The 14,274-nt window shown below is 57.1% G+C and carries 12 protein-coding genes; 11 read left to right on the top strand and 1 reads right to left on the bottom strand.

The genetic code is table 11. The annotated features are described in order from the left end of the window. Positions 1 to 330: 330 nt before the first annotated feature. The 7 genes from AVCG78_RS19750 (at position 331) to AVCG78_RS19780 (ending at position 7,438) form a co-directional block, all read left to right on the top strand. A complete protein-coding gene (locus tag AVCG78_RS19750; RefSeq protein WP_071203981.1) occupies positions 331 to 1,614 on the top strand; it encodes an ABC transporter substrate-binding protein in 1,284 nt (427 codons plus the stop codon). A 55-nt stretch (positions 1,615 to 1,669) separates the two neighbouring features. After that, positions 1,670 to 2,584, top strand: coding sequence for a carbohydrate ABC transporter permease (locus AVCG78_RS19755; RefSeq protein WP_049777399.1), 915 nt, complete (start codon positions 1,670 to 1,672; stop codon positions 2,582 to 2,584). Further along, the gene (locus tag AVCG78_RS19760; RefSeq protein WP_071203984.1) at positions 2,577 to 3,458 is read left to right on the top strand and encodes a carbohydrate ABC transporter permease; all 882 of its coding nucleotides are present in this window, start codon (positions 2,577 to 2,579) and stop codon (positions 3,456 to 3,458) included. The genes AVCG78_RS19755 and AVCG78_RS19760 overlap by 8 nt, the downstream gene beginning before the upstream one ends. Before the next feature lie 28 nt (positions 3,459 to 3,486). After that, entirely contained in the window at positions 3,487 to 4,515 is a 1,029-nt protein-coding gene (locus tag AVCG78_RS19765) for a Gfo/Idh/MocA family protein (RefSeq protein ID WP_071584432.1), read from the top strand. After that, positions 4,508 to 5,578 carry a Gfo/Idh/MocA family protein gene (locus AVCG78_RS19770; protein ID WP_071203987.1) on the top strand — a complete coding sequence of 357 codons (1,071 nt, stop codon included), beginning with the start codon at positions 4,508 to 4,510 and terminating at the stop codon, positions 5,576 to 5,578. Before AVCG78_RS19765 ends, AVCG78_RS19770 begins: the two co-directional genes overlap by 8 nt. Beyond that, complete coding sequence (locus AVCG78_RS19775) at positions 5,578 to 6,672, top strand: ABC transporter ATP-binding protein (protein ID WP_071203991.1); 1,095 nt, start codon at positions 5,578 to 5,580, stop codon at positions 6,670 to 6,672. Before AVCG78_RS19770 ends, AVCG78_RS19775 begins: the two co-directional genes overlap by 1 nt. Positions 6,673 to 6,763: 91 nt before the next feature. After that, entirely contained in the window at positions 6,764 to 7,438 is a 675-nt protein-coding gene (locus AVCG78_RS19780; RefSeq protein WP_071203993.1) for a spermine/spermidine synthase domain-containing protein, read from the top strand. Positions 7,439 to 7,882: 444 nt separating this feature from the next. Here the strand turns inward: AVCG78_RS19780 and AVCG78_RS19785 are convergent, their stop codons facing one another. Then, positions 7,883 to 8,029 carry a DUF1127 domain-containing protein gene (locus AVCG78_RS19785; RefSeq protein WP_012653926.1) on the bottom strand — a complete coding sequence of 49 codons (147 nt, stop codon included), beginning with the start codon at positions 8,027 to 8,029 and terminating at the stop codon, positions 7,883 to 7,885. Positions 8,030 to 8,390: 361 nt separating this feature from the next. On the opposite strand from AVCG78_RS19785, the gene AVCG78_RS19790 reads away from it, so the two are divergent. The 4 genes from AVCG78_RS19790 to AVCG78_RS19805 all read left to right on the top strand — a co-directional run bounded on the left by AVCG78_RS19790 (position 8,391) and on the right by AVCG78_RS19805 (position 14,239). After that, complete coding sequence (locus AVCG78_RS19790; RefSeq protein WP_071203995.1) at positions 8,391 to 9,248, top strand: SDR family oxidoreductase; 858 nt, start codon at positions 8,391 to 8,393, stop codon at positions 9,246 to 9,248. A 415-nt stretch (positions 9,249 to 9,663) separates the two neighbouring features. After that, positions 9,664 to 11,427: a sensor histidine kinase gene (locus AVCG78_RS19795; RefSeq protein WP_071203996.1), complete on the top strand. Its 1,764-nt coding sequence runs from the start codon at positions 9,664 to 9,666 to the stop codon at positions 11,425 to 11,427. A 314-nt stretch (positions 11,428 to 11,741) separates the two neighbouring features. Continuing rightward, on the top strand, positions 11,742 to 13,184 hold the full coding sequence (locus AVCG78_RS19800) for an ATPase domain-containing protein (RefSeq protein ID WP_071203998.1): 1,443 nt from the start codon (positions 11,742 to 11,744) through the stop codon (positions 13,182 to 13,184). After that, a complete protein-coding gene (locus AVCG78_RS19805; protein ID WP_071204000.1) occupies positions 13,181 to 14,239 on the top strand; it encodes a sensor histidine kinase in 1,059 nt (352 codons plus the stop codon). The genes AVCG78_RS19800 and AVCG78_RS19805 overlap by 4 nt, the downstream gene beginning before the upstream one ends. The last annotated feature ends 35 nt before the right edge of the window (positions 14,240 to 14,274 follow it).

The raw sequence follows: 14,274 nt of genomic DNA on the forward strand, positions 1-14,274 counted from the left end.
TCTGGCCGCCTCCACTCTTTTGGTGATGATGCAAAATCATTTCCTTCGATCCGACTTAACTGCTATGCTAGCATATCATTTGCCGTTGTCATGCTGAGATTGTTTGTCGGCATGAAATTTTCACGGCTTGACAGGCGGTGGAAACATCGACAATTTGTAAAAGAAATGCCGGTGTTTCGGGAGATATCAGCGGCTTGGATAGTGTATATAAATAGAGGGCATGAAAATTTTTTCATTTCCTTGCGTTGACTGTTCTGTAACCTCGGGAGGGAGGTTCTGGTCATAACGCAAGCGATTTGAATTCATCTGGATACTGGGGAGGAGACCAGAATGATGACAAAATTCAGCAGACGAACCGTGCTTGCTGGCATGGGTCTGACGATGCCGCTGATCTGCATGGGTGCAGTTGGCGCAAGAGCGGCCACGAACCTGCGGTTTTTGTGGTGGGGCTCCAAGGAGCGCAACGACCGAACCTTCAAGGTCATCGAAGCCTATAAGGCCAAGAACAGCGGCACGGCCATCGATGGCGAGTCTTTTGGCTGGGACAATTACTGGACACGTCTGGCCACCCAGACGGCGGGCGGCAATGCGCCCGACCTGATCCAGATGGATTACCGTTATATTTTTGAATATGCGCGGCGCGGTACGCTGCTTGATCTGACGCCCTATATGGGAAAAACGCTGAAAATCGACGATTTCGGTGCCGCTAATATCGATGCCGGCAAGGTTGGCGGCAAGCTCTACGGCGTCAATCTCGGCGTCAATTCCGTCACTGCACTTGTCAATAAGGCGGCTTGGCAGGAAACCGGCGTCGACACGCTCCATGAAGGCATGACCTGGGAAGAATTCGGCGAGGCCTGCGCCAAGGTGTCTTCTGCCAAAAAACGCCGGGGCTTTTATGGAACGCAGGACGGCAGCGTCGGCGAAAGCAATCTGGAATGCTGGCTGCGTCAGCGCGGCAAGGCGCTTTATACGGCGGATGGCACCATTGGTTTCGACCAGGGCGATATAACCGAATGGTTCAAATTCTGGGCCTGGATGCGTAAGATCAAGGCCTGCGTGCCAGCCGATATCCAGGCGCTCGACCAGCTCAATGTCGAAAACAATATGGTGACATTGAACAAGGCGGCCGTTGGCTTCGTCAATTCAAATCAGTTCATTGCCTTCCAGGCTGTCAACAAGGACCCCTTGACCCTGATGAGCTATCCCGAAACCAAGGGTGGCAAGCCTGGGCATTATCTGAAGCCCTCTATGCTGATTTCGGTCTCCGCCGCATCCGCCAACAAGGATGCTGCCGTCGATTTCGTCAATTTCCTGGTCGAGGATAAAGATGCGGCGCTGGCGCTCGGGATCGAGCGGGGCATTCCGGCATCGACGACCATGCGCGAGGCCCTGGAGCCGACGCTGAACGACCAGTCCAAGGAAATTCTTGACTATATCGCCCGGCTGACGCCGCATGTCGGTCCGCTTCCGCCGCCGCCGCCAAATGGCGCGGGTGAAAACCAGATGTTGATCAAGAAGATCGGCGAAGAAGTCGGCTTTGGGCGTCTTTCTCCGGAAGACGGCGCGGCGAAATTCGTCGATCAGGCGGCTGCCAATCTGAAACGGGGTTGAAACCGTGAACACTACTCGCGATGGAATGGCCGGCACCTCTGGTGCCGCGCCAGTGATGCAGCCTATCTCGACACCGTCGCCGTTCAGGGCCAGTCTGGCGCGCAACGCGCCGGGCTATCTATTTCTCCTGCCTTGGTTCATCGGCTTTTTCGTACTCACGCTCGGCCCGGCCCTGTTTTCCTTCTGGCTGTCGCTGACCGATTATAATCTGCTGCAATCGCCTAATGTGGTCGGTCTGGACAATTACATCCGCATCGCCACCGCTGACGAAAAATTCATGTCCTCCATGCGGGTGACGCTGGTTTATGTGGTGCTGTCGGTGCCGCTGAAACTGACCTTCGCCTTGCTGGTTGCCCTGCTGCTCAACAAGGGTATTCGCGGCCTGCCGCTCTACCGGGCGGTTTTCTACCTGCCATCGCTTCTGGGCTCCAGCGTTGCCATCGCGGTGGTCTGGCGGCAATTGTTCGATGGCGACGGGGCGATCAACGTGCTGCTTTGGAATACCTTTGGCATTGAAGGGCCAAGCTGGATCTCCAATCCCGATTACTCTCTTTATACGCTGGTGATCCTGGCTGTCTGGCAATTCGGCTCGCCGATGATCATCTTTCTGGCTGGCCTTCGGCAGATCCCGGTCGATATGTATGAGGCAGCCAGCCTGGATGGGGCTTCCAAAGTGCGGATGTTCTTCAAGATCACCCTGCCTTTGCTGACGCCGGTGATCTTCTTCAACGCCGTGGTGCAGACCATCGATGCTTTCAAGGCCTTTACGCCAGCCTATGTGATCTCGTCGGGCACTGGTGGACCGATCGATTCCACGCTGTTTTACACGCTCTACCTTTACCAGGAAGCCTTTGGCTATTTCCGGATGGGGTATGCGGCAGCGCTTGCCTGGATCCTGGTGATCATTATCGCGCTGTTCACGGCCTTCTCTTTCCTGTCCTCGCGCTATTGGGTGCATTACGATGACTGATGCAGCACTTGCTTCCTCCCCGGACATCCCTGCGCAGGAAAAACGGCGCTGGCCGGTGTCCCTTATCCTGCATATCGTTCTGGCGGCAGCCTCGCTGGTCATGCTCTATCCGCTGTTGTGGATGCTGTCCGGCTCGATCAAGGACCAGAGCGAGATCTTCGGCCAGGCCTCACTGATCCCTTCGAAAGTGGATTTCAGCGCCTATATGCGAGGCTGGTTCAGCACCCAGGTCAGTTTCGGCACTTATTTCTGGAACTCGTTGGTCATTGCCGTGCTGACCGTGGTGGGCAATCTGTTTTCCTGCTCGCTGGCGGCTTACGCCTTTGCCCGCCTGGAGTTTCGGGGCCGCAATATCTGGTTCGCGCTGATGCTGGGGACGCTGATGCTGCCGTATCACGTCACACTCATCCCCCAATATATCCTGTTTCTCGAACTGGGATGGGTGAAGACCATTCTGCCGCTCGTCGTGCCGAAATTCCTGGCGGTCGATGCGTTTTTCATCTTCCTGATGGTGCAGTTCTTCCGTGGTATCCCGCGCGAACTGGACGAGGCGGCAATGATGGACGGGTGCAGCCCCTGGCGGATCTATTGGCGGATCATGATGCCGCTCTCCCTGCCGGTGCTAGCAACGGCGGCGATCTTCTCTTTCATCTGGAGCTGGGACGATTTCTTCGGTCCGCTAATCTACTTGAGCGACATCAACACCTACACGGTGCAACTCGGCCTGCGGTCTTTCGTTGACTCGACCGGCAGTTCCGACTGGAGCGGGCTGTTTGCCATGTCCAGCCTGTCGCTGGTGCCGATTTTCCTGATTTTCCTGTTTTGCCAACGCCTGCTGATCGACGGCATCGCTACCGCCGGACTGAAGCGTTGAGATGATTTTCTAATAGGAGCTTGCGACGATGAGTGCCTTGCGTTTTGCCGTTATCGGCATCAATCACGATCATATTTTTGGCCAGATCGCTTTCATGCTGGAGGCCGGAGCGGAGTTTTCGACGTTTTTTGCTGAAGAAGATGAATTGGCCCAGGCTTTTGCCGCACGCTACCCACAGGCGCGCCGCGTTGCCGACCGCAGACAGATCCTTGAAGATCCATCGATTGCCCTGATCTTGTCGGCAGCCACTCCCGCCAACCGCGCCGAGATCGCTATTGCCGCCATGCGTCACGGCAAGGATGTGATGCTGGACAAGCCGGGCATGACGACGTTTGAGCAATTGGAAGCGGTGCGAAAGGTCCAGGCGGAAACGAAAAGGATCGTTTCCATCCTTTATTCCGAGCATTTCGAGACGGCCTGCACGGTGGAAGCGGGCAATCTGGTCAAGGCCGGGATGATCGGCGAGGTGATCCACACGACCGGCCTTGGCCCCCACCGGCTGCGCAAACCGCACCGGCCCAATTGGTTTTTCGACCGGGCACATTATGGTGGCGTGCTGATCGACATCGCCTCGCATCAATGCGAACAATTCCTGTTTTTCACCGGTGCCAAAGACGCGCAGATCCTGTCGGCAAGCACCGCCAATCGCGCCAATTCAGACACGCCCGGTCTTGAGGATTACGGCGATATTCACCTGACCACCGGCAAGGCCACCGGCTATATCAGGGTCGATTGGTTCACCCCCGATGGCCTGCCAACCTGGGGTGATGGGCGGTTGTTTATCGTTGGTACGGAAGGCACGATCGAGCTTCGGAAATATCTCGATATCGAGGGCAGGCCTGGTGCCGACCATCTGTTCCTGACCGACAAAACCGGCACGCGCTATATCGATTGCAGCAAAACCGAGCGGCCCTATGGCCGGCAATTGCTGGCCGATATCCGCGACCGCACGGAAACCGCCATGGGCCAGGAGCATTGCTTCAAGGCCATGGAACTGGCGCTGAAAGCCCAGGCTTTCGCGGATGCGGCAAAGCAGAAGGGTGCTGGCAATGTCTAAGATTTTCAACGTTGCCGTCATTGGCCTTGGCATCGGCGCCCGTCATATCCGCGAGGGCTATATGCCGAATACGGATCTGTTTCGGGTTGCCACCATTTGCGATCTTGATCCCGCCCGTCTGGCCCAGTTTGGCGAGGAGTTTTCCATCGCGGGACGGACTGATGATTTCGACGCCGTGCTCAACGATCCATCCATCGACATTGTTGATATCTGCACGCCGCCCTCCACCCATTACGAGCTGATCTTTAGGGCGTTGGACGCGGGCAAGCATGTGATCTGCGAAAAGCCACTTGTCGGTTCGCTTGCGGAGATCGACCGGTTGATGATCCATGAGAAGACCGCCAAAGGCCGGTTGATGCCGATTTTCCAGTACCGTTACGGCGACGGCGTCCACAAGGCGCGCCGGATCATCGAGGCGGGTCTGGCCGGTAAAGCCTATATCGCCACATCTGAAACCCATTGGACGCGGCTGTCGGACTATTACGCCGTGCCGTGGCGAGGCAAATGGGCGACAGAGCTTGGTGGCGTGCTGATGACCCATGCCATCCATATCAACGATATGTTGAGCTATCTTCTGGGTCCGGTCGCCTCGCTCTATGCCCGGGTTGCCACCCGCGTCAATCCGATCGAAGTGGAGGACTGCGTCAGCCTCAGCCTGGAAATGACCAGCGGTGCCTTGGCAACCGTGTCGGCGACGTTGGGTTCGGCGGAGGAAACGTCCAGACTCAAGCTGTGCTTTGAACATGTGACCTTCGAGAGCAGCCAAGCACCTTACCATCCCGGCGGTGATCCCTGGCGGATCATTCCCGCCAATCCTGAGATCGGGCAAAAGATCGACGCCCTGCTTGAGGGTTGGGTGCCGATGGCCCAGCTGTTTTCCGGCCAGATGCAGGCTTTCCATAACTGCCTGGTCAATGACACGCCGACGCCGGTCACGACGGAAGATGCCCGCCGCTCGCTGGAATTTCTCACCGCTTGCTATTGGAGCGCCACTCATAAGCAGGAGGTGCATTTCCCAGTTGGCAGCGACAATGCCTATTACGACAGCTGGAGGCATAACTGATGGCGACAAGCGTCACCCTGCAAAAGGTCTTCAAACGGTATGGCGCGCTTGAAGTGATCCATGGCGTGGATCTCGAGATCACGCCAGGAGAATTCGTGGTGTTTGTTGGCCCGTCCGGCTGCGGAAAATCCACGCTGCTGCGGATGATCGCTGGGCTTGAGCCGATTTCCGGCGGCACTCTATTGCTGGACGGGCAAAGGATGAACGAAGTGCCGGCGGCCAAGCGCGGCATTGCCATGGTCTTTCAGTCCTATGCGCTCTATCCGCATATGACGGTTTATAAAAATCTGGCCTTCGGTCTGGAAACGGCTGGCATGAAAAAGAAGGATATCGAGCCCCGCGTCGAGCGGGCCGCCGATATCCTGCAGATTCAACCGCTGCTGGGGCGAAAGCCCAAGGCTTTGTCCGGTGGTCAGCGCCAGCGCGTCGCCATCGGGCGGGCCATTGTGCGCGAGCCGAATATCTTCCTGTTCGATGAGCCCTTATCAAACCTCGATGCCGAATTGCGGGTGCAGATGCGTGTCGAGATCGCCAAGCTCCATCAGAGCCTCGGCAATACCATGATCTATGTGACCCATGACCAGGTCGAGGCCATGACCATGGCCGACACAATTGTGGTGCTGAAAGGTGGCTATATTGAACAGGTCGGCGCGCCGCTTGATCTCTATAACAACCCGAAAAACAAATTCGTTGCGGGCTTCATCGGTTCGCCGCGCATGAACTTTATCGACACCCGCCTGGTGGAAGCCGGTGAAAGAACCGCTGTTGAGCTGAACGGCAAGCCGGTCGATCTGGCACGGACAAGCCCCGGCGCACAGGTGGGTCAAAAAGTCAGCGTCGGTGTCCGGCCCGAACATCTCAGCCTGCGTCCAGCCGAAATTACCCTTGGCGAGGCGCATGTCGATCTGGTCGAGCATCTGGGCGGGCAGACCATTCTCTATTTGTCCATGCAGGACGGTCAGTCGATTGCCATGGTGATGGAAGACCAACAGGCGATCCGCAAGGGCGAGAAGGTGACGATCCATATCGACTCGAAACGCTGCTATCTGTTCGACGATGCCGGTAACCGGGTGAACGGCGGGGTGAACCGATAATCCGGGCAGAGGGGGCAGCCTGATCTTTGTCCCTTGGTGGGAGAGCTTGGCTATGCTATGGCGCGGCTTTTACAGGATAAAGAGACGCCCGATGCTTCCCTGGATACAGCTTGACAGCACAGCCATTCCCGATGGCGGCGGCGACCTGCGCCTAAAGCAGCGGGGGCAGGAATTTTCGATCATGCTCGGCGCCAACGAGCTGATGAACAGCCGGTTGAGCGGTTCTGAAGAGGCGCTGGCGACGCTTGCCTGCGAGAAGATAGGGGCCTGTGAGAAGCCCAGCCTATTGATCGGTGGGCTTGGCATGGGATTTACCCTGCGTGCAGCCCTCGGCGTGTTGCAAGCCGATGCCCGCGTGACCGTGGCTGAACTGGTGCCGGCTGTGGTCTCCTGGGCGCGTGGGCCGATGGCGGAAGTTCACAAGGGCAGTCTCGATGATCCGCGTGTCGATATTCATATCGGCGATGTTGGCGCACTGATCCGCTCAAAACAGGCGGCCTATGATGCCATTCTGCTCGATGTCGATAATGGTCCGGACGGATTGACCCGCGCCTCCAATGACAGTCTCTACAATGCCGCCGGACTGCGCGCCGCAAAAGCTGCCTTGCGGCCTAAAGGCGTGCTGGCCGTCTGGTCTTCTGCACCGGATGCCGCCTTTACCCGCAGGTTGCGGGAGGCAGGATTTATTACCGAAGAAGTCCAAGTGCGCGCTAACGGTAAACGCGGCGGTGCGCGCCATCTTTTGTGGATGGCGGTCAACGGGTGAGATCATCAGAGTGCTAAGATGACGCGAGATGCCAATTGATGGAGGTCATTGGCACTTTCAGTCAATCGAGCGAAAAATGTCGAATTGAAGTGAAGAAACAAAAAAGCCTGCCGCGGGAGGAGGTGCGGCAGGCTTTTTAAAAGAGTGAACAGCGGCTGGGAGGAGGAGTGCCACCGTTCCATCGGACGCCCCTAGGGAGGAGGAGTGGGTCGTCCGAGAGACGAAGCTTTGCGGGAGGAGGATACATCGCTTCGTTGAGATAGATAATACGCGACAAATGCCCAATTCATAGTCATTTTGTTGCAGTGCAGATATGCGTTAAATGCATGGGTATTTTGCAATGATTTGAGATCCAAATCGGACCGGTTTGCGTAGAACAATTCCCAGACGTAAAAACGCCCGCGTCATCGGCGGGCGTCGTTCAAGCAGCAATGTCGATATCGATCAACCGGCAACGGAGGCCCGGGCAACGCGACGGATGTCGCTACGTTCAATGCCGAGATCCTGCAACTCGCGGCTGGTCATGCGGCCAAGTTCAGAAACGGTCTGACGATACTTGCGCCAGTTGTTCAGGGAGCGTGCTACGTTCATGATAATGCCCTTTCTGAGGACTGTCTGACGTCAGCAACCTTGGTTCGGTTCCGGCGTCGTTTCGATGATTGGAATATAAGCGTTCTTTCATCGTCCTAACAGAGACAAGGTGTCACGCCACCCATGCGTCAAATGCATGAGTAAACGATGGCGGTCGCCTTTGGAAATTTGGGGTCCGATGTTTTCGGCAGCCCATATCCGTAGCGTTTATTCAGGTCACGAAATATTAAAATTCGGAACGGTGGCGCTTTCTCTTTGTTTGCAAACAGTGGGGTTTTCAAACTGTGGGGTTTTGAGGGTGCGGCTTGGATGCGCGCCCTCGACTATCCAGCAATAATCTTTAGAAATGAGAGCTGATCCGATGATCGATAAACCGACGCCACCCTTTTCCAAGCAACAACAGTCTATTCCGGGACTGACCCGCGACATGGATCCAGTGCCGGATCACGGCGAAACGACCTATAAGGGCTCCGGGCGGCTTGCTGGCAAGAAAGCGGTGATAACAGGCGCTGATAGCGGCATCGGGCGGGCTGTGGCCCTGGCTTATGCCCGAGAGGGTGCCGATGTGCTGATCTCCTATCTCAGCGAACATGAGGATGCCGAGGAAACCAAGCGCCTTGTGGAAGAGGCAGGCCGCAAGGCCGTGCTGGTGGCGGGCGACTTGCAAAAGGCCGACCATTGCCGCCTCATTATAGACAAGGCGGTTGCCGAGCTTGGCGGCATCGATATTCTCGTCAACAACGCTGCCCACCAAAAGACCTTCGAGCAAATCGAGGATATCAGCGATGAGGAATGGGAATTGACGTTCAGGGTCAATATCCACGCGATGTTCTATCTGACCAAAGCAGCCGTCACGCATATGAAGCCAGGTGCGGCGATTATCAATACCGCCTCGATCAACGCCGATACGCCGAGCCCCACTTTGCTGGCTTATGCAACGACCAAGGGTGCCATCCAGAATTTCACGGCAGGCCTCGCCCAGCTTCTGGCGGAAAGAGGTATCCGCGCCAATACCGTTGCGCCCGGCCCGATCTGGACGCCACTCATCCCTTCAACCATGCCGCCGGAACGGGTCTCGAGCTTTGGCGAGCAGGTACCGATGAAACGGCCGGGCCAACCGGCTGAACTTGCAACGGCCTATGTGATGCTGGCCGACCCGCTTTCAAGCTATGTTTCCGGCGCCACCATCGCAGTCACCGGTGGCAAGCCTATTCTCTAACTGTTGTCGGGTGAGTTGAAGTCCGGGTTCCCCGAAGAGACAAGCAAAACCAAGAAGAGCTTTCGTCGGTCAGGTTCAGATTGAACCTGACCGACTGTCGTTTTGCGGTAGTGGCGATGATGTGGATCGCGCTCTCTTGGCAGCGTGGCGGAAATGCATTGACCCTCTATTGTCGCTGCAGGAATACCCGGTAAACTGCTGCATGATTCCTTCGGCTGAACGGCTCAAGGAGAAAGCCATGCAGCAAGTATAGAATCGGGGCGGCGGGTTCTGTGCATCCCATGGGATGCTTGGCGCGGTCGTGTCCTGGAGGGGCGACGGTTGTGCAGTTTCGCCAGGCCTTTGTGCATACGGGTCTTGGTGCGAAACAGGGGCCGAAAAGCGTCTTGATCTCTTGCGGGTGGGGAGGGGTGGCGTGAAAAAGAGACTGGTCGCTGTGGTCTTGACGGCGTTGTCACCGGCATTGGGAATGCTGGTTTACAACGAAGTGAGTGCGCGTGCCGAACGCTATGCCGAAGTTCATCGTCAGGTATTCGAAACTGCCCGACAGGCGGCGTCTGAGGTGAAAAGCGTCGTGGAGGGCGTCAAGGCCCTGCTGATTGCCACCGCGGTTATTCCAGCGGTGACCGGTCAGGATAAACAGGCCTGTACCGACGTCCTGAAATCGGTTGCCGCCAGAGTAACGCAGGTCCGCAATATCGTGGTTCTCGATCGCAACGGTAAACTGGTTTGCGACAATATGGGCTGGGAGGTCGGCAGCGACTTCAGCGATCGCGACTATGTTCGGCAAGCCCTTCGTTCCGATGCATTATCGGTTGGCGAGTACACGGTCAGCCGGATCTCGAATGCACCAATCGTGCCAATGGCGCTGGCCATCAAGCAGGGATCAGAGACAGTTGGCGTGCTGGCGACGGCGGTGCATCTTGAGTGGCTGGAACAGCGCATCGTTCAGCGAGGCCTTCCGCCGGGCGGTTGGATCACCATTGCCGACCGCAACGGTATCGTGCTTGCCCGCAACCCGGGGCCTGAAAAATTCGTTGGCACCCAGATTCCACCGCCCTATCACACGCTGGTTCAAGCCCAACAACCCGGCACGACGGAACGTGTAGGTCAGGACGGAATACGCCGGATTATGGGTTATGTTCCTGTTTCACCCGACAATCCATTTTATGTCAGCGCCGGATTTTCGGCGGACCAGGCATTTGCGCCGATTGACCGAGCTTCTCTCTTGGGATTGGCGATGATCGCTGTGGGCGCAGGTCTCGCTCTCCTTGCCGCCTTTTTTATCGGAAATCGTTTCATCCTTGGCCCGATCACTCACATCGTTGCCGTTCTTCAGCGATGGCGCCAAGGGGATCTCGCGGCCAGAACCGGGATGACCGGGCGCTCCAGCGAATTGGGACAGGTTGGCGCCACGGTCGATAGTCTTCTGGACGAATTGGAAGCACGCCGATGTGAGGCAGCGCGCGCTGAAGAAAACCGCAAACTTGTGGCCAGAGAGCTGGCGCACCGTGTCAAGAATACGATGGCGATGATCCAGGCGATCGCACGGCAGACGTTCAAGGACCGCTCGCAGGAAAATGGCGTTTTTGCCCGGCGCGTTGCAGCCCTTGCTGGAGCCTATGATATCCTTCTGTCAGAAGATTGGAAAAGTGCCGGGTTGCGCGATGTCCTCGAGCGGGCGCTTCAGCCTTTCGATAGCGAGGGTGACAGGCGGATTGTTCTCCAGGGGGCACCCTGCACCTTGCCGCCTGAGGCTGCTGTTGCGCTATCGCTGATCGCGCATGAACTGGCCACAAATGCCGTGAAATACGGGTCTCTTCGCGAACGGGATGGACGTGTCAAGGTAGAATGGCGGCAAGAGCAGGATCGGATCGAGCTGCAATGGCGGGAAGAAGATGGGCCGCCGGTTGTTGATCCCACTCTTCAAGGTTCTGATCCCCATGGTCTCAAAGGGCCTGGCGTCGAAGGGTTTGGGTCGCGGTTGATCCGCAGTGCTTTCCCTCGCAGCCTGTCTCCCAAGATCAGCAGCGATTTCCGACCCGATGGTCTTCGTTTCCATCTTTCCTTCGCTGTGACCCAGCCAGGGTTAGGACAGTCGTCGGTGTCAGGGCAGTCCGAGACAGCGCAATCCGGTGCTTTGGATAAGCCGCAAACACTCGCCGCTTTGGAGGCTTGAAATGCGGCCTGCGGTCGCCTGAAAGATGGTTTGTCCTGAATGATCCGCCAAGCGGGGAAAGCTGTCGCCTGGATCTGGTTCCCCTCATTGGCCAAGTTTGCGGATTTTATTGAAATTTTGCACAAGACAAATATAAAGTTCCCGCATCGCTCATTGAGGGCGGGTTTGGATCAGGGTGGACATTGACTTAAAGCTAAAAAATTCTGCCGTAGAATTCCCGCAATCGTCCCGGGTTAACGGAACTATGCGGCATCGCGATATTATTCTCCCTCTTTTGAACGATGCATTTGCCTGCATGGTCATGGAAGACAGATATGCCACCACGCAAAAAAGCTGCGGTTGCCAGTACCGGCATCGCAGGATTGGATGAAATTCTCCGCGGCGGATTGCCCTTACCGAACCTGTTCATGCTTCAAGGCGCTCCCGGATCGGGCAAAACCACTGCAGCCATACAGTTCCTGCGGGCCGGTGTTGAAGCGGGCGAGAGCTGTCTTTATGTGACGCTGTCCCAAAGTGCTGCCGAATTGCGCTCTATTGCGGTTTCCCATGGCTGGACGCTGGATGGTATTCACGTCGAGGAACTATCGACGACAGGCAGTATCGACGAGGCCGACGAGCAGAGCATTTTCATGACCGCCGACCTGCGGCTGGATGAAACCCGCAAGGCGATAGAAGCTGCTATCGATGAGCATAAGCCGCAGCGCCTGGTTTATGATTCGCTGCTGGAAATCCGGTTGATCACCGGCGACTCCCCCCGTTTCCGCCGGGAATTGATCGGCTTCAAGTCTTTTCTTTCGAAACGAAAAGTCGTGGCGCTGCTTCTCGACACTCAGTCGCCCGGTCTTGACCGCAGCGGCGAGGAGGTCGAAGGTCTGGCCCATGGCGTCATCCGGTTTGACAAGTCGCTGGAAGAATATGGCGGTGTCCGGCGCCGGATCGAGGTGTCTAAAATGCGCGGCGTGCCAATTGCCGATGGTTATCATGACATGGCGATCCGCGAAGGCGCAGGCGTTGTCGTGTTTCCGCGCATCATGCCCAGCACGGCGACAGAAGCGACCAAGCCGCAATTGATCAAATCCGGCGTGAGCGAGTTGGATGACATGTTCGGCGGCGGCCAGGAAGCGGGAACGACCACCCTGGTCATCGGTCAGGCCGGAACGGGCAAATCCACCATGTCGTCGCTCTATGCAACGGCAGCCCTCGAGCGCGGCGAAAGCGTCGCTCTCTTTCTGTTCGAGGAGCGGTTGGAAACATTTTTCCGCCGGTCTGAAGGCCTCGGCATGCAATTGCGGCAGTTCCATAAGGATGGCAAACTGATCCTGCGTGATTTCAACCCGAATGAAGTCTCACCCGGCGAGTTCGGCCAGATTGTCCAGGATGCCGTCGTGCAGAACAAGGTGCGTGTCGTGGTCATCGACAGCCTGACGGGCTATCTGAATTCATTGCCGCATCGGGAAAAGGCGGTGCGGGACATCCAGTCCCTACTGAAATACCTTGCGAGATCCGGTGTCCTGACCATGCTGATCGTCGCGCAGCATGGGCTTTTGGGCCAGAATGTCGGCATTGACGTCGACGTCAGCTTCCTGGGCGATACCGTGCTTCTCTTGAGAATCATGGAGCATGAGGGCCGGCTGCGGCGCAGCATCACCGTGGTCAAGAAGCGTCATGGTCCCCATGATCTGGATGTCCGAGAGCTGCTGATCGAAAGCGGTAGCGTCAGCGTCGTTTCCTATAACCCGCTTCCTGATCCGAAATGACATCGCTATCGCCCCAGGAGGAACTGGTCCAGGATGAGCTGGATTGGGTGCTGGTCTGCGCACCTTTTCGCAAGGATGCCGATTATGTCGGCGCGCTTTTGCGCGAACATCTGATCGAGGTGCGGGCCGTAACGGAGGCCAAGGGCTTCGCCCAGTTGCTGGATGCTTCACCTGGGATTGTGATTGTGTCACATGAAGCTCTTACGCCCCAGATTGTTGCCCTGACCGCCGCGCATCTCACCCGGCAGCCGAACTGGTCTGAAGTGCCGATCATTGTTCTTCTGGAGCGGGGCGCACCCCTGACACGCATCCGCAGCCAATTGCTTTCCGCCTGGCCGGGCGCGCGGCTTTTGTTCTACACACGTCCCGTGGCGCCGCTGGAACTGGTCAGCGGCATCCAGTCCAACCTGCTGGTGCGCTTGCGCCAGCGGCAGGTGCGCGATTCCATCGAGCGGGAGCGGGAACTGCGGGCGGAGCTTAATCACCGGGTCAAGAATATCCTGGCAACGGTGACATCAATCTTTCGCATGACACGGCGCGGTGCCGAAAGCCTTGACGATCTTGCGACGGATTTCAATGGGCGGCTGCTGGCGCTGTCCAATGTCCATACGGCAGTTTTTGAGGCCGGGGGCGAGGATGTTTCGCTTTTGGCGGTGGTTGATCTGATCGTTTCGCCCTATGGCACCGAGCGGATTGCCGTTGACGGTAGTGACCTGCTTGTCAGTCGTGAAGCCGGAACGACGCTGGCGCTTTGCCTGCATGAATTAATCACCAATGCGATCAAATATGGCGCCCTGTCGGTCCCGGAGGGACGCGTTGCTCTTCGCTGGGAGGTTGATGGTAGTGAGAAACCGACCTTCCAGTTCCATTGGCAGGAGAGCAATGGACCGCCTGTCCGTACACCGGCTCGGCAAGGCTATGGGACACGCTATGTTACCTCCGCCCTTGCATCACTGTTTGCAGCTGCGCCGGATATCCAATTTGCCGAAGACGGTCTGGTTTGCAGCGCTGCCGGACCCTTTGCGCGGATTTCGCCTGCGCCAGTCGCTCGCTAATCTGGCCTCCAGTTAAAACATATCGGCGTTTCGCA

The organism is Gillisella vitis (assembly GCF_021559775.1).
Taxonomy (GTDB): domain Bacteria; phylum Pseudomonadota; class Alphaproteobacteria; order Rhizobiales; family Rhizobiaceae; genus Allorhizobium; species Allorhizobium ampelinum.

What these genes read in the sequence shown, in the direction of transcription:
- AVCG78_RS19750 (WP_071203981.1), top strand. Translation starts at nt 331, where the DNA reads ATGATGACAAAATTCAGCAGACGAACCGTGCTTGCTGGCATGGGTCTG.
- AVCG78_RS19755 (WP_049777399.1), top strand. Translation starts at nt 1,670, where the DNA reads ATGCAGCCTATCTCGACACCGTCGCCGTTCAGGGCCAGTCTGGCGCGC.
- AVCG78_RS19760 (WP_071203984.1), top strand. Translation starts at nt 2,577, where the DNA reads ATGACTGATGCAGCACTTGCTTCCTCCCCGGACATCCCTGCGCAGGAA.
- AVCG78_RS19765 (WP_071584432.1), top strand. Translation starts at nt 3,487, where the DNA reads ATGAGTGCCTTGCGTTTTGCCGTTATCGGCATCAATCACGATCATATT.
- AVCG78_RS19770 (WP_071203987.1), top strand. Translation starts at nt 4,508, where the DNA reads ATGTCTAAGATTTTCAACGTTGCCGTCATTGGCCTTGGCATCGGCGCC.
- AVCG78_RS19775 (WP_071203991.1), top strand. Translation starts at nt 5,578, where the DNA reads ATGGCGACAAGCGTCACCCTGCAAAAGGTCTTCAAACGGTATGGCGCG.
- AVCG78_RS19780 (WP_071203993.1), top strand. Translation starts at nt 6,764, where the DNA reads ATGCTTCCCTGGATACAGCTTGACAGCACAGCCATTCCCGATGGCGGC.
- AVCG78_RS19785 (WP_012653926.1), bottom strand. Translation starts at nt 8,029, where the DNA reads ATGAACGTAGCACGCTCCCTGAACAACTGGCGCAAGTATCGTCAGACC.
- AVCG78_RS19790 (WP_071203995.1), top strand. Translation starts at nt 8,391, where the DNA reads ATGATCGATAAACCGACGCCACCCTTTTCCAAGCAACAACAGTCTATT.
- AVCG78_RS19800 (WP_071203998.1), top strand. Translation starts at nt 11,742, where the DNA reads ATGCCACCACGCAAAAAAGCTGCGGTTGCCAGTACCGGCATCGCAGGA.
- AVCG78_RS19805 (WP_071204000.1), top strand. Translation starts at nt 13,181, where the DNA reads ATGACATCGCTATCGCCCCAGGAGGAACTGGTCCAGGATGAGCTGGAT.